Source organism: uncultured Salinibacterium sp. (assembly GCF_963974405.1).
GTDB lineage: Bacteria > Actinomycetota > Actinomycetes > Actinomycetales > Microbacteriaceae > Rhodoglobus.
Window position 1 is genome coordinate 573,356 of sequence record NZ_CAXBBH010000001.1, and the last position, 20,896, is coordinate 594,251.

Below are 20,896 nucleotides of genomic sequence, written 5' to 3' on the forward strand. Positions count from 1 at the left end.
GTTGCCACGGACGTGACCACTGCTATCGGCGACATCGCCGTTGCCCCCGCCGCGGCTCTCGCGACGTTGAAGGCCGCCGAGGACGCGTTGGGGGTTGGCGTCCTAGGAATCACGGCCGAGCCCGCCGCGTCAGCTGTCGCGGACGCTAAGTCGACATTGGGTGAGCTCGTCGTGATTGCGCAGGACGCGACGACGGGTGTTCCAGTGGACCAAGAAGCCGTGGACACCCTGCTTGAGCAATTCACCGTTGACCTCGCGGGGGTCTGCTGACCCGAGGGCGCGACATCGCCGCGGCGGCGAGCGCGCCGAGACTCAACCCAATAGTTTGCCATTCGAGCTGGCGACCAACGAGGGTCGCAGATGTTGTCGACTCGATCAGGGGGCACGTCCTGAACCAGATCCAATGCTCGAATTCTGTCGATTGCCAACTGCTGGGCGCTCTGGTCGGTGCGTCCGAAGTCGGCGTTGTTGGAGGACGCGCACATCACACGGGCGCCGTCGCTGGCCGACTATCGCAACACCTGATTGTCGACGACGTCGAATCAGAGGCTGATCCCCACTGCAGCGTCGCCGATCGTGAAGATCGAATCCATGCTGCCGGGCGTGAAGTCCCTCTGGATCAGGTCGATGAGATCGGAGGCAAAAGGGCGCCAGAAATCACCGCCGCAGACGTACTCGCGGAACGGAACGGGACGGGACGTTTCTTATCCTAGAAGTCCACTGCGCTCTGGCTGGGGCCCCAAAAGGATCTCGGTATTGTAGGTGAGGCCAATGCGTTCTGTGATTCCCCAACCAATGAGAGGCGCGGCCATTTTTCGCGAGATATCGTCAAATATCGTCGCCATAGAGGTATCTCTAAGCGGACTGCGGGCTGCGGATGTCTCTGGCCACAGCACGACGTCGATGCGCTAACCGTAGAGATGAATCCTCGCCTAACGTCGTGCCGCGAGCAGATTTCCCGGGCCGCGGTCATCAAAGTAGCCGGTGGGCCCCGAACTGAAACACTCCTGCCGCGCCAGCAGCAGCGAGTACGACCAAGAAAATTACGCCAACGCCATACATACCAACCCAGCCGATAAGGAAGGACAGCGAGCTATCTGACTGCGACATTGCGACGCGTCCCCAAGGGAAGCCGCCGTACGGTCGCGTACAGGCGATCGCATCCCTCAGCAGCCAGAGCCCGGCGATAGTTACGGGCAGCAACCCCAGCCGTCCGAACGTGTAGGGCCAGACTTTCGGGAAGCGAGCGGTACGCAGGCGAAGTGGCCAGGCTTCCGGCGGTGAACCAAAGTGAGTGAAGTAGCACCAGTGCAGCCATCGGCAAACGACCGAGAAAGAGGAAAGCCTACTCGATGTGAGCTAGGTAAAAGGCGACCCCACCGATGAAACCAACCAGAGTCGCACCCCGACACCGCGGCCGAGTAAGGTCACCAGAATCATCGCGATAACTGGGAATGCAAGTACGCTGACTCCTCCGTCCGGGAATATTGCGCCCAAAGTTACCCCTGCTGCGACCGCGGAGATCATCGTGGCCACAAGCGGGAGCAGTGGCCTGAAACACGCAGGTCCTGCGACAGTCTAGCCAGCGATCATTCCACCGGAGCCCATCGTCTCGGCTCGCAACGAGATGCAGTTTCTGTGAACCGCCGCCCGGCTGTTTGCATAGGTCGAGGCCTCCTCGAGCCCAGGTCGCACGCGGGCGTACGAAGTTGTCATCGTAGATTGGGTGGCTGCTTGGACACTGCGACGTTGATGCACTAACGCTGGTGGGAGATAGGGGGCAGATTCAAGCTCGTGGCGCTTGTATCCTTGAGTGTGGACCTATCGCTGTCGCCTGACCTCATCGCCGCCTTCCTGACGCTTTTCGTGCTCGAAATCGTTCTAGGGATCGACAACGTCATCTTCATCTCTATCCTCGCCAGTAAGCTCCCGATCGACCAGCAAGCTAATGCGCGGAACCTCGGTCTGAGCCTTGCGATGGTCACTAGGATCGGGCTACTGTTCGTCGCATCGTGGATCATCTCCCTCACAAACGATCTCTTCGCACTGTTCGGGATGGGGTTCTCCGGCCGCGACATTATCCTCATCGTCGGCGGGTTTTTCCTCATCTACAAGGCAGTGGGAGAGATCCACGAAAAGCTGGAAGGCGCCGAGTCGGAGGGGGCTGCAGGGAGCAAAGCCGTGTCCTTCGGTGCGGTAATCGTGCAGATCCTGCTGCTCGACATCGTCTTCTCATTCGATTCCGTCATCACGGCGGTCGGCATGGTCGACAACCTTCCGGTGATTATCGCGGCCGTCGTTCTCTCCTTCGGAGTGATGCTCTTCTCCTCGAAGTTCATCTTCACATTCGTGAACCGGCACCCCACAGTGAAGATGCTTGCACTCGCGTTCCTCGTGCTTATCGGCGTGGCCCTGATCGCCGACGGCTTCGAGGCGAAAATCGACAAGGCCCTGATCTACGTGCCTATCGCGTTCGCGATTGTGGTTGAAGCGCTGAACCTTGTCTACAAGGCGAGGCAGGAGAAGCGGCGGGGTGAGGGAACGGAACCCGTGAAGCTCCGATCCGCCTACGTGAAATCGTCCGACGACGACGCTGTCGCTGCAGCAACCTCAAACGATCCGAAAAGCGGTTCCGTAACGCTGTCCCGCAAGCCTGTATCCGGCACCCACCAGAGTGGGTGAAAGGGCCAGCGCAAACCAGCTGCTCGTCTGAATCTAGAGCTATCCTCTAGGTAGCTAGCTGTATGGATCCACTCTGGAACCGTCAATACATACCTCAAGGTGGAGGTGGTAAAAGGTCAAATAGCCGGTGTCGCCAACCTGGCCGATCATGACGTACTGCCCACACCCCCTGTCCTGGCTCGCTGCCGTCACAATGCCGGACGAGGCAGCGATTATGGGTGAGCCATAGCCAGCCATGATATCGATGCCATTGTGGAACTTGCCACCGTCGCGCCACCCATATCCATCGTTTACGGGCGATTGGATGGCCACATCTCCAGCATTCCGGACTCCGCGGCGGACGTGACCTGTAAGGGCGAGATCGTCTCGATGCCGAAAGTATCACGTGCGTTGGGGCGCTTGGGAAGGTTGAGACTTACAAGCTTTGTGATTCGGGAGGCAGCGTCTCGACGGAAGCTGTCGTCAGGGTGGGAGACGACTGTTCGGGTGCTCCAAGGGCGACGACGGGTACACTAAGGCCGATCAGCAGCGCGCCAATGTCGCAGAACGTAAAGAGGGCGTTCAAGAAATCACGTTCGGGACGCGGGCGGTTGAGATGGACACTCTCGCCAGTGAACGACCAATTCGTGGATTGTCGCGTCATGCACCGGCCGGGCGAAGCATCATGGCTGAAGCCCGCTTTCAAGATCCCGAAGCTGTGGGCGGACTTTACGGACTCGCCCAGAGTTCGACCTGGGTTGCCTACTGCCCTCAGGGGTAGTTCCCGACATGAAGGAGGTGGAGCAATGTCGTTATCGCGAGTGCGACCGTTCGTTCGCTGCACCATGTGGAGGTGAGCGCTGCTGGCCCTCGTTGGGATACCCGCACGTCCTCTGGGATTCATAGCGAGGTACGCCCTAAGTTTGGAATCGGCGGTTTCTCCTGACGGAGATCACGGGCACCACCACTGGCCGATCCCTTCGCCGTTCAAACACATGGTGTTGGGATATTGAACCCCGCCTCGGACCAGTCGAGACCACCAACCATAAAATCCTCATCGACGGGGTCTGGGTCGGATCTTGGTGTCTACTGATCGCGGTCACCGAAACACTCGAGATCCTTGCCTGGCAGTAGCGCGCCCGTGAATCCACTGCAGTCTGGACGGCACTATTGGAACGCATCCCCGGCCCCGCGGTGGTCGCTGGTGATGGCGGTGCTGGAATTGCGTCAGCGGTGCACCGTGTCTGGATAGAAACCCGGACACAACAATGTCTGTTCCACGTGTAGGTGAACATTCGGCCATCTCATCCTTAGTATCCGCACCGACGCAGGCCGACGCCTGCGCGCATTGTCCCGAGAACTACGCAACCACCCGACCAAGAGCCAGCACACACATCTGAGACCGAGGAATAGCCCGAGCCGAGTTGCAACGACACCACCGCAACAGCCGAAGAAGGCCTCTGGGCCAGATCAGATGGGCAGGCAGGAGACATGACACACGCCCGAACCCATCCACACGTTCTGGGCCCATAAGCCAGATCTGCACGGGTACGATCTTCGGCACACGGCCGCGGTCATACTTTTTGTGCAGGACTCTCTGCTCCGGACGTGCACGCGATCCTCGGGCACTGGTCCCCCGCTGTGGCGCATTCGGCACTGAGCGGCGTCTATGCCACGAAATCGATAGGTCAACTTGAAGGGGGTGAAGAAGCCGCACAATCCAGCTACTGCTGGGAATCTAATGGTGGCTCCGACGGGCGTCGATCCCGTGACCTCACGATTTTCAGTCGTGCGCTCTACCAACTGAGCTACAGAGCCGTAAGAGTTGCCTCTTACTCGTAAAGGTTTCCCCCTACTACACAAAAAGCCCCTCCTTTCGAAGAGGCGTTCTGTTTGCGACCCTGACCGGACTTGAACCGGCGACCTCCGCCGTGACAGGGCGGCGCGCTAACCAACTGCGCTACAGGGCCTAGCTATTTAATTCTGTGTTTGTCTGGTGACCCCAACGGGATTCGAACCCGTGCTGCCGCCGTGAAAGGGCGGTGTCCTAGGCCACTAAACGATGGGGCCTCGAAGTCACAGAACTTCTTAGCTACCGAGGGAAAAGCATACGGTGCCTTTCGCGAATTACCAAACCGAGAACCAGCCCAGCCAAGCAACGCCCGAAAACATGTTTTCCAACAGGCTTAAATGTACTCGACTCTTGGACCTACAGATACTACGTTCATTGAAAGGTTGAGACTTTTGCTCAATCTGTTGTTAGTGTGGTCAGTGTTATTGGTGTGACTGGTGTCCGCTGGTCTGCGCTCATCACGGTCGAGGGGAACTATGAACGTCATACATGCGAGTCGGGGGACCGCATCGAAGCTCACGTTGCGCGCGCTGGGTTTTCGAGTAATCGGCTTCACTGCCGTGCTCAGTCTTGTTGTCGGAGCAACGCTCTCCGCCAGTAGTAGCCAAGCCGCATTCGCCGTTGAGTACCCCACCTGGAGTGACGTCGCTGACGCCCGCAACAACGAGGCCGCGACCAAGAAGGTCGTCAACCGCATCAAGGCCGCTCTCGTTCAGCTTGAAAGCCAAGCCGCTGCAGCTCAGAAGGATACCGAAGACAAGGGCACAATCTGGCAAGATGCCGATACCAAGTACCAGGCCAAGTCTGCACAAACCGCGACGCTTCAAGAGCAGGCTGATGCCGCGACGATCGAAGCAGACGAAGCTGAGAAGCGCATCGGTGAACTTGCCGCACGGCTTGTCCGTGGCGGAAGTGGCGACGTGACCACCAACCTTCTCGCCAACTCACAAGACGCCGACGCGTTGCTCTACAACTTGGGTATGTCGTCGAAGATTTCGCAGCAGACATCCGCACTCTTTGATCGCGCCGTGCAAGCCCGCAATATCGCCCAGTCGCTAAGTGATGCCGCAGAGGTTGCTCGCACTGAACTTGAGGCTCTCAAGATTGCTGCAGAAAAAGCGTTCGTTGCGGCGCAAGAGGCATCCAGGCTCGCCGAAGCTGCGCTCGCGGAACAAAAAGAACGCAAGATTGAGTTCGACGCTCAGCTTGCCGCCCTCACTTCTGCTCGCCAGGCAACAGAGACCAGCTACCTCGCCGGTGTTCGCAAGCGTGAAGAAGAACGTGCCGCTGCTCAAGCCGCAGCCGAGGCTGCCGCGCAGGTTCCCAATATTGATGCCGGTGAAATTAGTTTGAGCGGTTGGGCTCTCCCTGTCAGGGGATATATCACTTCGGTCTACGGCTACAGCTCGAACTATGGTTCGACTTTCCACAAGGGTGTTGACCTTGGGGCCAGTTGCGGGACCAACATTTACGCAGCCGCGAGCGGAACCGTTATCTACGCAGGTTACGGTTGGAATGGTGGTTACGGGAACTACATCATCATCGAGCACGCGAACGGATTGCGCACCGCATACGGTCATACCCTTGACGGTGGCCTTCGCGTTTCCACGGGCCAGCGCGTAGCAGTCGGTGCCCTCATCGCCAAGGTGGGGACTACTGGAAACTCCACCGGGTGCCACCTCCACTACGAAGTTCGCCCCAGTGGTTGGGACACCACCGACCCGGTTTCGTTCATGTCGAGGCAGGGCATCCGCGTCGGCTAACGATCTGCGCTTCACTACTTAAACGCCAATGGCGGGTGCCCGAAAGCATCCGCCATTTCGCGTTAAGCCGCCAGTGCGGCCCGATAAGGCCGCGACCAGAGAAGGCTAGTGGCCTTCGGCCTTGAGCTTCTCGAAGCCGGCAAGAACGATGTCTTCAGCCTCGGCCGCGTTGCCCCAGCCCTCAAGCTTGACCCACTTGCCTGGCTCAAGGTCCTTGTAGTGCTCGAAGAAGTGCTCGATCTCGCGGCGCGTGAACTCTGGCACATCTTCCAGATCCTGGATGTGCGACCAGCGCGGGTCCTTGGCCTGAACACAGATGATCTTGGAGTCGATTCCGCCGTCGTCGCTCATGTTGAGCACAGCAACGGGGCGAACCGAGATGCCAACACCGGGGAAGGTGGGGGCGTCGAGCAGAATGAGGGCGTCAACTGGGTCACCGTCGAGGCCGAGAGTGTTCTCGAAGAAGCCGTAATCGGTGGGGTAGGCGAAGGTCGTGAAGAGGTAACGGTCAAGATAAACACGACCAGTTTCGTGGTCAACTTCGTACTTGTTCCGGCTTCCGCGCGGAATCTCAACGACAACGTCGTATGCGGCCATCTGGGTGCTCCTAAGAAAATTGGGGGGTTGCTGCAATAACGTTACTGGATGCACTCCGAACGTCGCCCCCGGTTGACTCCCGCTATTGCTGATGTCCGCCGTGCTGTGCGCACCGCACTGGCTGCTCTGGTGCCACAGAGCGAGGGGCGCCCCGCCGCTCGAGGACGAGGCGCCGACGAGTCACGCAGCCCCGGTGCCGGGTCGACGCCGCTCGTGCTTGTCGCCCTCAGCGGGGGCCCTGATTCTCTCGCGCTTGCGGCGGCGACCGCCTTCGAGGCGTCCAAGGCTGGCGTGCGCGCCGGTGCCGTGATCGTGAATCACAATCTTCAAGAGGGGTCAGCGGATGTCGCAGCCGCCGCCGCGCAGCAAGCACGCGACTTAGGGCTTGACCCCGTAGACATCCGCTCGGTTCTCGTCGGTGACGCCGGAGGCCCCGAGTCTGCCGCCCGTGACGCGCGCTACGCGGCGCTCGCCGCTGCCGCTGCCGAGCACGGTGCTCTCCGGGTGCTGCTCGGCCACACTCTCGACGATCAGGCCGAAACAGTGCTGCTCGGGCTTGCCCGCGGCAGTGGCGCGGGCAGCCTGAAGGGGATGGCAGTCGACACCGGGCAGTATCTACGTCCGCTGCTCGCCATCACCCGCGCCACGACAGTTCAGTGCTGCGAGGACTCCGGAATCGTGGCGTGGAATGACCCGCACAATCTCGATACGTCCTACACGCGAGTGCGGGTTCGGCAGACTATTTTGCCGTTGCTGGAGAGTGAACTTGGCCCCGGCATCCGCGACGCTTTAGTGCGCACGGCCGACCAGGCACGCGAAGACGCGGAAGCGCTCGACCATTTTGCCGAAGAAATGGCAGAAGATTTGGCCGATATTTCGGAGGCCGGAATCTCGTTGCCCGTGCGTGCGCTCGCTGCCAATCCTGCCGCTCTTCGCCAGCGTTTAATTAGGTTGGCGGTCGCGAGCGAGTTCCATGTTTCACTGAGCCGCAGCCACACTCTGGAGATTGCACGGCTCGTCACCGACTGGAGGGGGCAGGGACCGATTGACGTTCCCGGCGTTAGGGTTGAACGACGAGAGAACCTTCTCCACTTTTCGGCCCACAGTGAGGAACGCGATGCAGTTTAGCGATGTCGAAGGAGACCTCAGCGAGGTCCTTCTGACTCAGGATGAGATCCACGAGAAGATCGCCGTCATGGCGCGTCAGATCGAAGCCGACTATGCCGGCGAGAAGCTGCTGCTCGTCGGTGTGCTGCGCGGAGCCGTCATGGTCATGGCTGACCTCGCGCGTGAACTCAACCTGCCGCTGGAGATGGACTGGATGGCCGTCTCCTCGTATGGCGCTGGCACACAGTCCTCGGGTGTGGTTCGTATTCTCAAAGACCTCGACAGCGATCTTGAGGGCCGCAAGGTGCTCATCGTTGAAGACATCATCGACTCGGGCCTCACGCTCTCGTGGTTGCTCGGCAACCTCCGCAGCCGTGGCGCCGCCTCGGTGGAGATCTGCACCCTGCTGCGTAAGCCAGAGGCTGCCAAGGTCGAAGTAGAGGTCAAGTACGTTGGTTTCGACATCCCCAACGCTTTTGTTGTCGGGTACGGCCTCGACTATGCCGAGAAGTACCGCAATCTGCGCGGCGTTGCAGTGCTCGCACCCCACGTCTACGCCTAGGGCTCGCTGAATGAGGGCGCAGGCGGCAATTGATCAGGCCACCGACGAGATTGTTGGTCTGTTTGAAAATCGGGTGACCGAGCAGAAAACTCCGGGAACGTTCTTTGCGGTCTTCGGCCCGGACGGCATTGTTCTGGAGGGCGGCTACGGCGAGAAGGTTCTCGGTGAGGGCACCGCTCCCGATCGCGACACGGTGTTCCGTATCGCGTCGTGCACGAAGAGCTTCACGTGCACGATGCTGCTGATTCTGCGCGACCGCGGCGAGCTGAATCTTGATGCGCCGATCACTGATTTTGTTCCGGCATTCCGAGCGCTTGCTCCCGAGGCCGCTCCTGTCACTCCCAGCGTGCGTCAGCTCATGACGATGTCGGCCGGGTTCCCCACCGATAACCCGTGGGGCGACCGCATGGAGGAGATGACGAGGGCAGAACTCGACGAGTTCGTTGCGACGGGCATCCGCTATTCGAGCACGCCGGGCACCCGTTTCGAGTATTCGAACCTTGGCTATGCGCTGCTCAACGAAGTCATCGCGGAGGTCACGGGTCGCAGCTACATCGAGGCAATGACCGCCGAGATTCTTGAGCCTCTTGGTCTCACCTCGACACGCTTCGATGAAGACCCGGATGCCGATATCGCCCTCGGTTACCGGCTGGCGAATGGCGTGTGGCAGGTTCAGCCGTTCACTAAGCCCGGTGTCTTTTCGGCCATGGGCGGTTTGTTTTCTACCGCGACTGACTTGGTGCGTTGGTCGCTGTGGCTCGCTGGTGCCCTTGACGCGGAGCGCACATCAGAGGGACCGCTGTCTTCGGCAAGTCGTCGGGAGTTGCAGCAGATTCAGCGGGTTGTTCCGGATGGGATCTCGAAGGTTGCCGAGTTCTCGGAGCCAACTGCTCACGGTTATGGCTATGGTCTATTTGTTGACGAGGGTTCGACGAAGATCGTGTCGCATTCGGGCGGCTACCCCGGCTTCAGCGCGCACATGCGCTGGCATGCGCCGACCGGGCTCGGAATCGTGGCCTTCGAGAATGGCACTTTTGCGGCATCCTCGATTCCGGCAACTCAGGCCCTGCAGGCGGCCCTCAATGCTTATGGCGAGCTGACAACCCCTGCGGCAGCCTGGCCAGAGACTCTTGCGGCACGCGAGGTCTTTGATGGACTTGTGCGCGAGTGGGATACCCCGACCGCAGAGGGACTCGCTGCGGTGAACCTGGCGCTCGATGTTCCGTGGACCGAACGCGTTGCCGCGATTGCGAAGGCTGTGGCAGAAGTCGGGCCGCTCACTGCCGCTCCGCTCACGGAACTGCCCCGCACGCTCAGCGATACTCCGGCAGTCACGAACTGGACGATCGACGGTGAGCGTGGCCGAATCAAGTGCCACATCTTGATGAGCCCGGAGCTTCCACCGCGCGTGCAAACGTTCGCGGTCACGACCGAAAACCACTAGCGCGCCGAGCGCCGGGGCTCGCAGTGACTCCGGTCACGGCAGCGCAACTGATCGCAACCTGAAACGGCATTACGCCGAGGGAAAACACGCAGTGGTCTTGCAGCGCGATGACGGTAACCTTGCAGCACGTTTCTTCAGAGAGAGGTACTGGGTCATTCGACTCGGAACATCATGGATTTTAAGCGCATTTTTCGCGGCCCGGTTCCGTACATCATCATCGGTATTGCCGCCGTTTCGATCGCCGCGAGCTTTCTTTTGGGTGAGGGCTTCAAAGAGGTCACCACTCAAGAAGGTCTTGAGCTTCTTCAGGGATCAACAGTCTCCTCTGCCACGATCATCGATGGTGAGCAGCGGGTTGACCTTGAGCTCTCCAAGGCTGACGGCGATAACGGCACCAAGGTGCAGTTCTACTATGTAGCTCCGCGTGGCACCGAGGTCGTTTCGGCGATCAATGGCGCCGACGTTAAGGAGTTCAACGACAAGGTTCCTCAGGAGAACTTCTTCGTTTCCTTCCTCTCGATCATGCTGCCGTTCTTGATCATCGGCATCATCTTCTTCTTCATCTTCAGCCGCATGCAGGGTGGCGGCGGCAAGGTCATGCAGTTTGGCAAGTCGAAAGCCAAGCTCGTGGGCAAAGACACCCCACAGGCCACATTCGCGGATGTTGCTGGCGCTGACGAAGCCATTGAAGAGCTTGAAGAGATCAAAGACTTCTTGAAAGAGCCAGCCAAGTTCTTGGCCGTCGGTGCCCGTATCCCGAAGGGCGTACTGCTGTACGGCCCTCCCGGTACAGGTAAAACCCTCTTGGCGAAGGCCACTGCGGGCGAAGCTGGAGTGCCGTTCTACACGATTTCTGGTTCTGACTTCGTTGAAATGTTCGTGGGTGTGGGCGCGAGCCGCGTTCGTGACCTCTTCGAGCAGGCTAAGCAAAACTCGCCCGCGATCATCTTCATTGACGAGATCGACGCTGTCGGTCGTCACCGTGGTGCCGGAATCGGTGGCGGTAACGATGAGCGCGAGCAGACCCTCAACCAGCTGCTGGTTGAAATGGATGGCTTCGACGTGAAGAGCAACGTCATCCTGATTGCTGCAACCAACCGCCCTGACGTTCTCGACCCTGCGCTTCTGCGCCCTGGTCGTTTCGACCGCCAAATCGGTGTCGATGCTCCTGACATGATCGGTCGCAAGCAGATCCTCGAAGTGCACGCCAAGGGCAAGCCGATGGCTGAGGGAGTCGACCTTGAGGTTCTCGCTCGCAAGACGCCAGGCTTCACCGGTGCTGACCTCGCGAACGTGCTCAACGAAGCCGCTCTGCTGACGGCTCGTTCGAACGCGCAACTGATCGACAACCGTGCGCTCGATGAGGCCGTTGACCGTGTGATGGCCGGACCTCAGCGCCGTTCGCGCCTCATGAACGACAAAGAGAAGCTCATCACTGCGTATCACGAGGGTGGTCACGCGGTCGCTGCCGCCTCGATGCGCAACACCGACCCCGTCACGAAAATCACAATCCTCCCTCGCGGTCGTGCCCTCGGCTACACGATGGTTATGCCACTCGAAGACAAGTACTCCGTTACGCGCAACGAGCTGCTCGATCAGCTCGCGTATGCGATGGGTGGCCGCGTCGCGGAAGAAATCGTGTTCCACGACCCGACGACCGGGGCATCCAACGACATCGAAAAGGCCACCTCGATTGCTCGCCGCATGGTCACCGAGTACGGCATGAGCGCCAAAGTTGGTTCCGTGAAGCTCGGTAGCGCTTCGAGCGAGCCCTTCATGGGCCGCGACATGAGCTCAAGCCGCGAATACTCCGACGACCTCGCCAAGATCATTGACGATGAAGTTCGGATGCTCATCGACCAGGCCCACGACGAGGCATGGCAGATGCTGAACGAGAACCGCAAGGTGCTCGACAAGCTCGCCCGCGAACTGATGGAGAAAGAGACGCTCGACCACGTTGAGCTCGACAAGATCTTCAAGGGGATCGCCAAGCTTCCCGAGCGCCCGCAGTGGCTCTCGAGCGACGCGCGCCCTGTTTCGCAGCTGCCTCCGATCAAGGTGCCCAAGAAGAAGGTCACCGAAGCGGAAGCGAGCGACAGCGACGAAAGCACGCCATCGAAACCGGCACGCACCCCACGGCCACGCAAGTCGCCGGGTGTAGCAACGGCCTAGGTGCGGCATGTCGATCGACATCGCGCGCATTGAAGCTGCGGTAGCCGAAATTCTGGATGCCGTCGGCGAAGATCCGACGCGGGCTGGCCTCACCGCCACCCCACGTCGGGTCGCCGAGGCGTACTCAGAGTTCTTTGCGGGCAACGAGGTCGACCCTCTCGTGCATCTCTCCGACAGCATCGAGTTCACGGCGAAAGCGGATCAGACCGGTGAACTGGTTGTGCTGCGCGACATCGAGTTCCGATCAATGTGTGAGCACCATTTGCTGCCGTTCTTGGGCGTCGCCCACGTGGCGTACGTTCCCGATGAGCGCATCATTGGGCTCGGCAACATTGCTCGCGTCGTCGAAACGATCGCGGCGCGCGCTCAACTGCAAGAGCGGTTAACGGAAGAGATCGCGGACGCTTTCGACGAGGGTCTCTCGCCCACGGGCGTGCTCGTCGTCATTGATGCGGTTCATGGCTGTGTCTCGACCAGAGGCCCGCGACAGACAGCGAGTTCGACCGTGACACTCGCCTCGCGCGGAACCCTCAGCAACCCCGTTGAGCGAGCAGAAGTCATCGCCCTTATCGGCCGAGGCGGCAATGCGTAGAAACCCTCGCGTGACCGTCCCCCAGATCTTGGGCATCCTGAACGTCACGCCCGATTCCTTCAGCGACGGCGGCCAATTTGAGCACGTTGATGCCGCCATTGCTCGGGGGATTGAACTGCGAAACAACGGCGCGGATGTCGTGGACGTCGGCGGCGAATCGACTCGCCCCGGTGCCGAACGGGTGCCGCCTGCGGTTGAGCAGAAGCGGGTAATCCCGGTGATCGAAGCGCTCACGGCCGAGGGCGTGACGGTGAGCATCGACACCATGAGCGCCGAAACAGCACTGGCCGCGGCGAATGCGGGAGCATCCATCATCAATGATGTCTCCGGCGGTCTTGCCGACCCCGAAATGTATCGCGTCGTCGCCGAAACTGATCTGATCTACATCGCGATGCACTGGCGTGGGCACAGCACCGAAATGGACCAACTGACTCACTACGACGATGTTGTTGCCGACGTGCGCAGCGAACTCAAGGCCCGGCTGGCCGAGATGATGGTGTGGGGAGTAAAGCCCAATCGGGTAGTTCTTGACCCCGGTCTCGGTTTCGCGAAGAAGTCGCGTCACAACTGGGCGCTCTTGGGGCGACTAGACGAAATCACGTCCCTCGGGCATCCGGTTCTCATCGGCGCTTCGCGCAAACGGTTTCTTGCATCGATGCTGCCCGCCGACGCTCCGCCAGCCGAGAGAGATCTCGCCACCGCTGTAATCAGCAATGTTGCCGCCGAAGCCGGGGTGTGGGCGGTGCGAGTGCACGATGTTCCCTCGACACAGATTGCACTGTCGGTGTACCGCGCAATGCAGAAGGGTAGGAGACGATGAATCCCGCACTGGACGAAATTACCCTCACAGGCTTGCGCGCAACAGCGTTTCACGGCGTTTTTGACCACGAGCGGCGTGACGGTCAACTCTTTGTCATCGACGCGACGGTGTATCTCGACTTCGCGGCCGCCGCCCGCACAGACGAGCTTGCCCGCACCATCCACTACGGCGAACTGGCCGAAGAAATTGTGGCTGCTGTCGAGAGCAACCCCGTCGATCTCATCGAGACCGTCGTCGAGCGCATCGCCGCGGTTGTGCTCACGCACGACGCTGCCGTGAGCACCAAGATCACACTCCACAAGCCCGAAGCGCCCATCACTGTTCCCTTCGATGACGTGTCCGTCACGATCACTCGCCACCGCGCCGCAGCCCCGCACACCGTGGGGTTCAGCGCCGACCCGCAGGCACATTCATGATTCGTCAACAACGACTCCGCGTTGAGTTGCCCGTCATGCTCGCCCTCGGCAGCAACCTTGGCGACCGCGAAGCCACCCTGCGCGATGCCGTGCACGCCATCAATGCGCTCGACGGAGTGACCGTGGATGCGGCCTCGAGCATCGTGCAAACACCGGCTCTTAAACTCTCCGGGATTGACCACTCGGCCCCCGCCTATCTCAATGCGGTCGTCTCAGCTCGGAGCGCGCTGGAGCCGCACGCGCTCCTCGCTGAGCTGCAGCGCATCGAAGCCGAGAATGGCCGCGTGCGTGAAGAACGCTGGGGCGATCGCACTCTCGACATCGACATCATTTCGTTCGCCCACCTCCACGTGGATGACGAGCTCCTGACGATCCCGCATCCTCGCGCCGCTGACCGCGCGTTCGTTCTTGTGCCACTGATGCAGCTTGATCCCCACGCGAATCTTGTCGGAGTAGGTGCTGCCGCTGAGTTGCTCGCCGGTATCGAGAACGACACCACTGAGTATGAGGCGGCGCCCCTGTGGTAGCCCGCACCTCTGTTCTGCATCTGGTGGCAGTGGCAGCAGCGGGTGCCGCTGTCGGCTGGTTGCTTGAAGTGCTGCTGACAGCTTCCGGAAAGCCCATTGTGCTGCCCTCGATCGCCTTGGCAGTCTCGCTGTTCTTGATAGCCGTCGTCGTGGTGCTTTTGGCCGTGCAGGTATTCCGTTCCTCGCGCGGGCTGCGCAAGCAACGCGTCAACCCCTTCTTCGCCTTGCGCGTCGTTGTGCTGGCGAAAGCAGCAAGTTTTTCGGGGGCCCTATTGGGCGGTGGCGCGCTCGCGATCTCGTTCTATCTTCTCAGCCGTACGGTGTCGCCCGGCGCCGGAACAATCGCCACCAGTTTTGTCGTTTCGAGTGGCGCGATAGTCTTGCTGGTCGCAGGACTGATTGCGGAACGTTTGTGCACTATTCCGCCTGATGACGACGACCCGTCGTCGCAGAGTCCGATGGACCCCCAAGGAGCAGCGTGACCGAGAGACTCGATCTTCCCGACGCCGAGTGGCGCGGAGTTTCCCGCAAATACGCCTTCGTTGAAGTCGGGGGCCTTCTCATTTTCGGCATCATTCTCACCATCGGCACCTCGATCCCCACCTTCGTTACGAGTATTTCGTGGCTCGCGGCGATCCCCATTTCGCTCGGCATCATTTTTCTGATCAACATCATCCTCACCCCGCGCAGAGTGCGCGCGATCGGCTTTATGTTGCGCGAAGATGACCTCGTCTTTCGCCGCGGGCTGATGTTCCGTCGCGTCGTTGCTGTGCCCTACGGCCGCATGCAACTCGTCGACATCAACCGCGGGCCCCTTGACCGTGCCGTCGGGCTGAGCGAGCTGAAGTTTGTGACAGCGGCGGCATCAACCGGGGTCGTTATTCCTGGACTGCCTGAGCAGGATGCTGAGGAGTTGAGAGACACGCTCGTCGCCCTGGCTGAGAGCCGCAGGGCCGGACTGTGAGCGACCCCCGCGAGCCTGCGGCCGAGCAAGCGCAGCCTGTCGCGCCAGTCGCTCCGGCCGAGACTGCGGCTGCTGCCGAGGCTGCTGAAGTGCCTGTCGCACCCGCCGCACTCGACCTGAAGGTGCCCGAGAGCGCGCGTCGTCTCGCTGACGGAGAGTGGCATCGGCTGCACCCGGCCACGCCCTTCTTGCGCGGCGGTATCGCTTTTGTGGCGATCATTGGTGTCATCGTGGTCAATGCTCGCGATGTTTTTCTCGACACGATTTTCGGTGGTGGAAGCCGGGAGCTGCGGTTCTTGGAACGATTCGCTGAATCCAGTCTCATTCTGCTGGCAATTCTCGCCGTTGTCGTGATCCTGCTTCTGAGCGTCGGTGGCTTCTACCTGTCGTGGCGGATGCACACCTTCCGCATCACCGATGAGCTCGTGGAGGTGCGCAGCGGTATCGTGTTCCGCACCAACCGCCGTGGCCGACTTGATCGCATCCAGGGCATCAATATTTCGCGGCCTTTTCTTGCGCGACTTTTTGGCGCGGCCAAGCTCGAAGTGAACGTTGCTGGTCAAGACGCCAACGTTGAACTCGCCTATCTGGGCTCTGCGGGAGCCGATGACTTGCGGATCGCGATCCTACAGCTTGCCTCGGGCACGCGCGCGGCCGAAGCAGCGGCGGCCTCCGCAGCGCCGGACAGCCTGGGCGGCCTCGTCGAGTCGCGGGTGAATGAGTTATTGGCCCCCGAGCTTGACCCGAACGCGGCACCACCCGAGTCGATCGTTCGCATTAGCATCCCGCGCCTTATTGGATCGCTCGTGCTGAGCGAAGCGACCGTCATCGCGATTCTGGTGGGCATCGGCATCATCACGACGACCGTCGTGACCGGCGAGTATGGCTGGATTTTTGCGCTACTGCCTGGCCTGTTGGGTCTCGGTGGTTATTTGGCATCGCGACTCACGCGCTCACTGCGGTACTCGATTGCGTCGACGGATGACGGCATCCGGGTCGGTTATGGTCTGCTGTCGACGACCAACGAGACGCTCCCGCCCGGGCGCATTCACGCCGTTGAGGTCTCGCAGCCGCTGTTGTGGCGCATCGCCGGATGGTGGGAAATCAAGATCAACACTGCCTCGCAAGCAGCAACCTCAGGCGGTGCGACGGCCAAGACAACACTTTTGCCCGTCGGTGATTTGAACGACGTGCACCGTGTACTGCAGCTAATTCTGCCGAGCCTCGCCAATGACGAATCGCGCGAGCTGCTCGACGCGGGACTCGCCGCCGGAGCCCACGACGATGCCTACGTCACGTCGCCGAAGCGAGCTGCGGCTTTGCGTTGGTTCTCGTGGCGCCGCAACGGTTTTGTTCTCATTGCGGATGCCGTAGCGCTGCGCAAGGGAGCTATCTGGCGTTCCCTCGTGCTTGTGCCCGAAGCGCGCATGCAAAGCGTCAGCATGAACGAGGGCCCGCTACTGCGCCGCATGGGTCTCGCGGAACTCCGAGTGCACACCGTTGCTGGCCCCATCGCGGCCACGATCGGTGCTCTCGATCGCAACGATGTCGTGCGATTCTTCGACGAAGTTGCGCACGCTGCTGTTCACGCGGCCGGTGTGGATACGAGTCACCGCTGGCGCAGCGCAAGCGCACAGGCAAGCGCCAACCAGCCTGAAGCGGCAAACGAGCCGTCGACAACACCTGTTGACGAGTCCGCACCACCCGAGGGCCAGGCGTAGTGGCGCAGGCAGCAGGCCGGCTCGGAATCGGCATTATTGGCGCGGGCAAAGTTGGCCCGATTCTGGGGGCAGCACTTGCGGGCGCTGGCCACGCCATTGTGGGCATCGCGGCGACGTCGGAACGCAACCTCGAGCGAGCGAGTGCGATACTTCCTGATGTTCCCGTGCTCGATATCCCGACTCTCGTCGAGCGGAGCGAGCTCGTCATTCTGGCGATTCCCGAGGGCGAAATTGAGTCGTTCGCTCAAGGGCTCGCCGATGCTGGTGTCTGGCAACCGGGGCAACTCGTGTTGCACACTGCGCCAGGGCTCGGCTATGAGGCGCTGGCGCCAGCGCTTGCGGCGGGTGCGATTCCGCTTGCCGTGCATCCGGCCATGGTGTTCACGGGAACAAGCCTCGACCTCTCGCGCCTGCACGAAACGTATTGTGCGGTGAGCGCACCCACGCCGGTGTTGCCGATCGCGCAAGCGCTCGTCGTCGAAATGGGTGCTGAACCCATCGTGATCAGCGAGAGTGAGCGCGCCGTCTGGGCCGAAGCCGTTAGTACCGCGACAAGTTTCTCGGCCGCGATCGTCGGTCAATCCTTAGATTTGCTCGGTAGCGTCGGGGTGGATGCCCCCGCTCGCGTTCTTGGTCCGCTGTTACGTTCCTCGGTCGAGAGTGCGCTTGCGCGAGCAACCGCTACTAGCATCGATGTTTCCTTGCTCGACCCCGAGCCGAGGCCCTATTCACCGGAGGATCCCTCGTGAGTTCACACCCCCGCCCGCAAGTTATTGAGACCGTCGCGGGTATGCGCGATGTGGTGGCGCATGAGCGCTCCGCAGGCCGCACCGTTGCACTGACGCCCACTCTGGGCGCCCTGCACCAGGGGCATCTTGCTCACGTTGAGCGCGCCGCGGAACTGGCGGATGTGCGAATCGTCTCCATCTTTGTGAATCCCACCCAGTTCGGTGCCAACGAGGATCTTGAGAAGTATCCGCGCACCATGGATGAAGATCTGGACATGCTCGGCACGCTGGGGGTTCCTTATGTCTTCGCGCCCAGTGTTGAGGAGATGTATCCGAAGGGACCAACCTCCACCACGATTTCTGCTGGCCAGATCGGCACAATGTTCGAAGGCAAGACGCGTCCCGGCCACTTCGACGCTGTGCTCACAGTCGTCGCTAAGCTGCTCGCCATTACGAGCCCCCAGTTCGTCACATTCGGTCAGAAGGATGCCCAGCAGCTCTTTCTCGTTCGCCAGATGATCACCGACCTCAACATCCCGGTGCAGCTCGAGATCATCGAGACGGTTCGCGAAGAAGACGGCCTCGCCCTGTCGAGCCGCAATCAGTTCTTGGATGCCAGCCAGCGTGAGGCAGCATCCATTCTGTCGGCTGCTCTCAAAGCGGCGACCTCGGCCGCCGATAGTGGCCTCGATGCTGTCATTGCGGCGGCGCAGGGTGCGCTAATGGGCGAGTCACGCGTCGAGCTCGACTACTTCACGGTTGTCGACACCGACACCTTCATGCCGGTGCCGGACGGCTACCGCGGGCCCGCCGTTGCGCTCGTGGCAGCACGTGTTGGTGAGACGAGACTGATCGACAACTCAAGCCTCTACGTCGGCTAGGGCAGCGGGGGTCTCTCGTGGCCCCGCTAAACGCCAAGAACCGCCGCAATGCACTGAGAGTGTGTGCTTCACCGCAGCCATTTGGCGAGCACCTGGACATCCGCATTCTCGTAGCCCAAGCGGTCGTAGAAGCCGGTTGCCTGTTGGTTTGTCGAGCGGACCATGAGCTGAACCTTCACGGCACCCTGCTCGCGTAGCCAGTCTTCGGCGGACGCCATAAGACTTTTGCCCACTCCGTTTCCTCGATGGTGGTCAGCGACGGCGAGGTAATAGACCCATCCTCTGTGGCCATCGTGCCCGGCCATGACGGTGCCGATGAGTGTCTGATCGTCGAAGCATCCCAGTACCGTCGAACTTGGGCCCGTCAGCGCGCGTTCCAGATCTGATGCTGGTGGATTCCATGGCCTCGTTAGTCCAGCTGAGTGCCACAGTTCAGCCGCAGCGTCGACGTCAGAAGAGCTGAGCGTGCGGATTATCATCGCCCTATTCTGCCGCACGAAGCGACGAGAGACGGCGGCCTTACTCCACGCTAACGGGGGCACAGCGAGCGGCGCGACAGCGTGTCGCTATCCCGGCTACGATTGAGGGCGTGAATGACGCCGCTAACGCCCCCGAGCCCACCGAGGCTGAAGTTTCTGAGCAAAAAGCTGTTCGCTTAGAGAAGCGTCAGCGACTCATCGATTCGGGTGCTGAAGCATATCCGGTCGGCGTCGCTATCACCACGAGCATCCCGGCCGTGCGCGAGAAGTATCCTTCGCTTGAAGCGGATGACACCACGGGTGATGTTGTCGGTCTTGCGGGTCGCATCGTGCACCTTCGCAATACCGGCAAGCTGTGCTTCGCGTCGCTGCAGTCTGGCGACGGCCAGCGCATCCAAGTCATGGTTTCTCTCGGCGAGGTTGGCGAAGATTCACTCGCTCTCTGGAAAGAACTTGTTGACCTCGGAGATCACCTCTTCGTCAGCGGCGAGATCATTTCGAGCCGCCGCGGCGAGCTTTCCGTCATGGTCAAGGAATGGAAAATTGCCGCCAAGGCAGTGCTTCCTTTGCCCAACCTGCACTCCGAGTTGAGCGACGAACAGCGTGTTCGTAGCCGCTACCTCGACCTCATCGTTCGCGACCAAGCACGTTTCACTGTGCGTGCTCGGGCCAAGGTCAACGCGAGCCTGCGGGCAACGTTTGCCGCGCACGACTACCTCGAAGTCGAAACGCCGATGCTGCAGACGATGCACGGTGGAGCATCCGCTCGCCCCTTCGTCACGCACTCCAACGCCTTCGACACCGAACTGTATTTGCGCATCGCTCCTGAACTGTTCTTGAAGCGTGCCGTCGTCGGTGGCATCGAGCGTGCCTTCGAGATCAACCGCAACTTCCGCAACGAGGGTGCAGACTCCACGCACTCACCCGAGTTCGCGATGGTGGAGGCCTACCAGGCCTACGGCGACTACAACCAGATGGCTGACCTGACGCAAGAGCTCGTTCAGAACTCTGCCGTCGCCGTCACAGGCTCGATGCTTGTCACGCTGTCTGATGGCACCGAGTATGACCTCGGTGGTGACTGGGCGCGCATTTCGATGTACGACTCCCTCAACGAAGCAGCAGGGCTCAGCGTCACTCCGCAGACTCCCGCTGACGAGTTGAAGACTCTTGCGGATGCCGTCGGCATCGAAGTCACTCAGCCCACTCACGGCAAGTATGTCGAAGAATTGTGGGAGCACTACGTGAAGCCGGGCCTCGACCGCCCGACCTTCGTCATGGACTTCCCCGTCGACACAAGCCCGCTCGTGCGCGACCACCGCAGCATCGAGGGCGTTGTCGAAAAGTGGGACCTCTACGTTCGCGGCTTCGAACTGGCCACCGGCTATTCCGAGCTCGTTGACCCGGTTATTCAGCGTGAACGATTTGTCGAGCAAGCGTTGCTCGCCAGCCAGGGCGACGTTGAAGCCATGCGCCTCGACGAAGAGTTCATCCGGGCGCTTGAGCACGGCATGCCCCCGACCGGTGGAATCGGTGTCGGCGTTGACCGCTTGCTCATGGCCATCACGGGTCTGGGCATCCGCGAAACCATCCTCTTCCCGCTGGTTAAGTAG

Annotated in this window: 20 protein-coding genes and 3 tRNA genes; 17 read left to right on the forward strand and 6 right to left on the reverse strand. The window is 60.8% G+C overall.

Annotated elements, in window-relative coordinates:
• Positions 1 to 12 precede the first annotated feature (12 nt).
• Complete coding sequence (locus AACZ26_RS02765) at positions 13 to 270, forward strand: hypothetical protein (RefSeq protein ID WP_339618918.1); 258 nt, start codon at positions 13 to 15, stop codon at positions 268 to 270.
• A 702-nt stretch (positions 271 to 972) separates the two neighbouring features.
• Here the strand turns inward: AACZ26_RS02765 and AACZ26_RS02770 are convergent.
• The gene (locus AACZ26_RS02770; protein ID WP_339620619.1) at positions 973 to 1,314 is read right to left on the reverse strand and encodes a hypothetical protein; all 342 of its coding nucleotides are present in this window, start codon (positions 1,312 to 1,314) and stop codon (positions 973 to 975) included.
• Positions 1,315 to 1,794: 480 nt separating this feature from the next.
• On the opposite strand from AACZ26_RS02770, the gene AACZ26_RS02775 reads away from it, so the two are divergent.
• Positions 1,795 to 2,682 carry a TerC family protein gene (locus tag AACZ26_RS02775; protein WP_339618920.1) on the forward strand — a complete coding sequence of 296 codons (888 nt, stop codon included), beginning with the start codon at positions 1,795 to 1,797 and terminating at the stop codon, positions 2,680 to 2,682.
• 1,721 nt (positions 2,683 to 4,403) lie between these two features.
• Here the strand turns inward: AACZ26_RS02775 and AACZ26_RS02780 are convergent.
• The 3 genes from AACZ26_RS02780 to AACZ26_RS02790 form a co-directional block, all read right to left on the reverse strand.
• Positions 4,404 to 4,479, reverse strand: a tRNA-Phe gene (locus AACZ26_RS02780).
• Between the two features lie 78 nt (positions 4,480 to 4,557).
• Positions 4,558 to 4,631: transfer RNA gene (locus tag AACZ26_RS02785), tRNA-Asp, on the reverse strand.
• Positions 4,632 to 4,655: 24 nt separating this feature from the next.
• Positions 4,656 to 4,731 (reverse strand) — tRNA-Glu (locus AACZ26_RS02790).
• 258 nt (positions 4,732 to 4,989) lie between these two features.
• Here AACZ26_RS02790 and AACZ26_RS02795 point away from each other — a divergent pair.
• The gene (locus tag AACZ26_RS02795) at positions 4,990 to 6,276 is read left to right on the forward strand and encodes a peptidoglycan DD-metalloendopeptidase family protein (RefSeq protein WP_339618922.1); all 1,287 of its coding nucleotides are present in this window, start codon (positions 4,990 to 4,992) and stop codon (positions 6,274 to 6,276) included.
• A 105-nt stretch (positions 6,277 to 6,381) separates the two neighbouring features.
• Here the strand turns inward: AACZ26_RS02795 and AACZ26_RS02800 are convergent, their stop codons facing one another.
• Complete coding sequence (locus AACZ26_RS02800) at positions 6,382 to 6,873, reverse strand: inorganic diphosphatase (RefSeq protein ID WP_339618923.1); 492 nt, start codon at positions 6,871 to 6,873, stop codon at positions 6,382 to 6,384.
• Positions 6,874 to 6,921: 48 nt separating this feature from the next.
• Here AACZ26_RS02800 and tilS point away from each other — a divergent pair, with 48 nt between their 5' ends.
• The 13 genes from tilS (at position 6,922) to panC (ending at position 18,807) form a co-directional block, all read left to right on the forward strand.
• Positions 6,922 to 8,001, forward strand: coding sequence for a tRNA lysidine(34) synthetase TilS (gene tilS, locus AACZ26_RS02805; RefSeq protein WP_339618924.1), 1,080 nt, complete (start codon positions 6,922 to 6,924; stop codon positions 7,999 to 8,001).
• Entirely contained in the window at positions 7,991 to 8,542 is a 552-nt protein-coding gene (gene hpt / locus AACZ26_RS02810; protein WP_339618926.1) for a hypoxanthine phosphoribosyltransferase, read from the forward strand. The genes tilS and hpt overlap by 11 nt, the downstream gene beginning before the upstream one ends.
• Positions 8,543 to 8,552: 10 nt before the next feature.
• Positions 8,553 to 9,986 (forward strand): serine hydrolase domain-containing protein, encoded by a 1,434-nt coding sequence (locus AACZ26_RS02815; RefSeq protein ID WP_339618927.1) that lies wholly within the window; start codon positions 8,553 to 8,555, stop codon positions 9,984 to 9,986.
• 171 nt (positions 9,987 to 10,157) lie between these two features.
• On the forward strand, positions 10,158 to 12,158 hold the full coding sequence (gene ftsH / locus AACZ26_RS02820) for an ATP-dependent zinc metalloprotease FtsH (protein WP_339618928.1): 2,001 nt from the start codon (positions 10,158 to 10,160) through the stop codon (positions 12,156 to 12,158).
• A gap of 7 nt (positions 12,159 to 12,165) precedes the next feature.
• The gene (folE, locus tag AACZ26_RS02825; RefSeq protein WP_339618929.1) at positions 12,166 to 12,750 is read left to right on the forward strand and encodes a GTP cyclohydrolase I FolE; all 585 of its coding nucleotides are present in this window, start codon (positions 12,166 to 12,168) and stop codon (positions 12,748 to 12,750) included.
• A 10-nt stretch (positions 12,751 to 12,760) separates the two neighbouring features.
• A complete protein-coding gene (folP, locus tag AACZ26_RS02830; protein ID WP_339618931.1) occupies positions 12,761 to 13,570 on the forward strand; it encodes a dihydropteroate synthase in 810 nt (269 codons plus the stop codon).
• Entirely contained in the window at positions 13,567 to 13,986 is a 420-nt protein-coding gene (gene folB / locus AACZ26_RS02835) for a dihydroneopterin aldolase (RefSeq protein WP_339618933.1), read from the forward strand. Before folP ends, folB begins: the two co-directional genes overlap by 4 nt.
• Positions 13,983 to 14,513, forward strand: a complete 531-nt coding sequence (gene folK, locus AACZ26_RS02840) for a 2-amino-4-hydroxy-6-hydroxymethyldihydropteridine diphosphokinase (RefSeq protein WP_339618934.1) — start codon at positions 13,983 to 13,985, stop codon at positions 14,511 to 14,513. The genes folB and folK overlap by 4 nt, the downstream gene beginning before the upstream one ends.
• Complete coding sequence (locus tag AACZ26_RS02845) at positions 14,507 to 14,995, forward strand: DUF3180 domain-containing protein (RefSeq protein WP_339618936.1); 489 nt, start codon at positions 14,507 to 14,509, stop codon at positions 14,993 to 14,995. Before folK ends, AACZ26_RS02845 begins: the two co-directional genes overlap by 7 nt.
• On the forward strand, positions 14,992 to 15,477 hold the full coding sequence (locus tag AACZ26_RS02850) for a PH domain-containing protein (protein ID WP_339618939.1): 486 nt from the start codon (positions 14,992 to 14,994) through the stop codon (positions 15,475 to 15,477). The genes AACZ26_RS02845 and AACZ26_RS02850 overlap by 4 nt, the downstream gene beginning before the upstream one ends.
• Complete coding sequence (locus AACZ26_RS02855) at positions 15,474 to 17,198, forward strand: PH domain-containing protein (RefSeq protein WP_339618942.1); 1,725 nt, start codon at positions 15,474 to 15,476, stop codon at positions 17,196 to 17,198. Before AACZ26_RS02850 ends, AACZ26_RS02855 begins: the two co-directional genes overlap by 4 nt.
• Positions 17,198 to 17,947 carry a DUF2520 domain-containing protein gene (locus AACZ26_RS02860; RefSeq protein ID WP_339618945.1) on the forward strand — a complete coding sequence of 250 codons (750 nt, stop codon included), beginning with the start codon at positions 17,198 to 17,200 and terminating at the stop codon, positions 17,945 to 17,947. Before AACZ26_RS02855 ends, AACZ26_RS02860 begins: the two co-directional genes overlap by 1 nt.
• Positions 17,944 to 18,807 carry a pantoate--beta-alanine ligase gene (panC, locus tag AACZ26_RS02865; protein ID WP_339618948.1) on the forward strand — a complete coding sequence of 288 codons (864 nt, stop codon included), beginning with the start codon at positions 17,944 to 17,946 and terminating at the stop codon, positions 18,805 to 18,807. The genes AACZ26_RS02860 and panC overlap by 4 nt, the downstream gene beginning before the upstream one ends.
• Before the next feature lie 68 nt (positions 18,808 to 18,875).
• On the opposite strand, the gene AACZ26_RS02870 is transcribed toward panC, so the two are convergent.
• Complete coding sequence (locus AACZ26_RS02870) at positions 18,876 to 19,286, reverse strand: GNAT family acetyltransferase (protein ID WP_339618950.1); 411 nt, start codon at positions 19,284 to 19,286, stop codon at positions 18,876 to 18,878.
• A gap of 110 nt (positions 19,287 to 19,396) precedes the next feature.
• Here AACZ26_RS02870 and lysS point away from each other — a divergent pair, with 110 nt between their 5' ends.
• Complete coding sequence (lysS, locus tag AACZ26_RS02875; RefSeq protein ID WP_339618953.1) at positions 19,397 to 20,896, forward strand: lysine--tRNA ligase; 1,500 nt, start codon at positions 19,397 to 19,399, stop codon at positions 20,894 to 20,896.

Coding starts and splice junctions, on each gene's coding strand:
- AACZ26_RS02795 (WP_339618922.1), top strand. CDS start 4,990: ATGAACGTCATACATGCGAGTCGGGGGACCGCATCGAAGCTCACGTTG.
- AACZ26_RS02800 (WP_339618923.1), bottom strand. CDS start 6,873: ATGGCCGCATACGACGTTGTCGTTGAGATTCCGCGCGGAAGCCGGAAC.
- tilS (WP_339618924.1), top strand. CDS start 6,922: ATGCACTCCGAACGTCGCCCCCGGTTGACTCCCGCTATTGCTGATGTC.
- hpt (WP_339618926.1), top strand. CDS start 7,991: ATGCAGTTTAGCGATGTCGAAGGAGACCTCAGCGAGGTCCTTCTGACT.
- AACZ26_RS02815 (WP_339618927.1), top strand. CDS start 8,553: ATGAGGGCGCAGGCGGCAATTGATCAGGCCACCGACGAGATTGTTGGT.
- ftsH (WP_339618928.1), top strand. CDS start 10,158: ATGGATTTTAAGCGCATTTTTCGCGGCCCGGTTCCGTACATCATCATC.
- folE (WP_339618929.1), top strand. CDS start 12,166: ATGTCGATCGACATCGCGCGCATTGAAGCTGCGGTAGCCGAAATTCTG.
- folB (WP_339618933.1), top strand. CDS start 13,567: ATGAATCCCGCACTGGACGAAATTACCCTCACAGGCTTGCGCGCAACA.
- folK (WP_339618934.1), top strand. CDS start 13,983: ATGATTCGTCAACAACGACTCCGCGTTGAGTTGCCCGTCATGCTCGCC.
- AACZ26_RS02870 (WP_339618950.1), bottom strand. CDS start 19,286: ATGATAATCCGCACGCTCAGCTCTTCTGACGTCGACGCTGCGGCTGAA.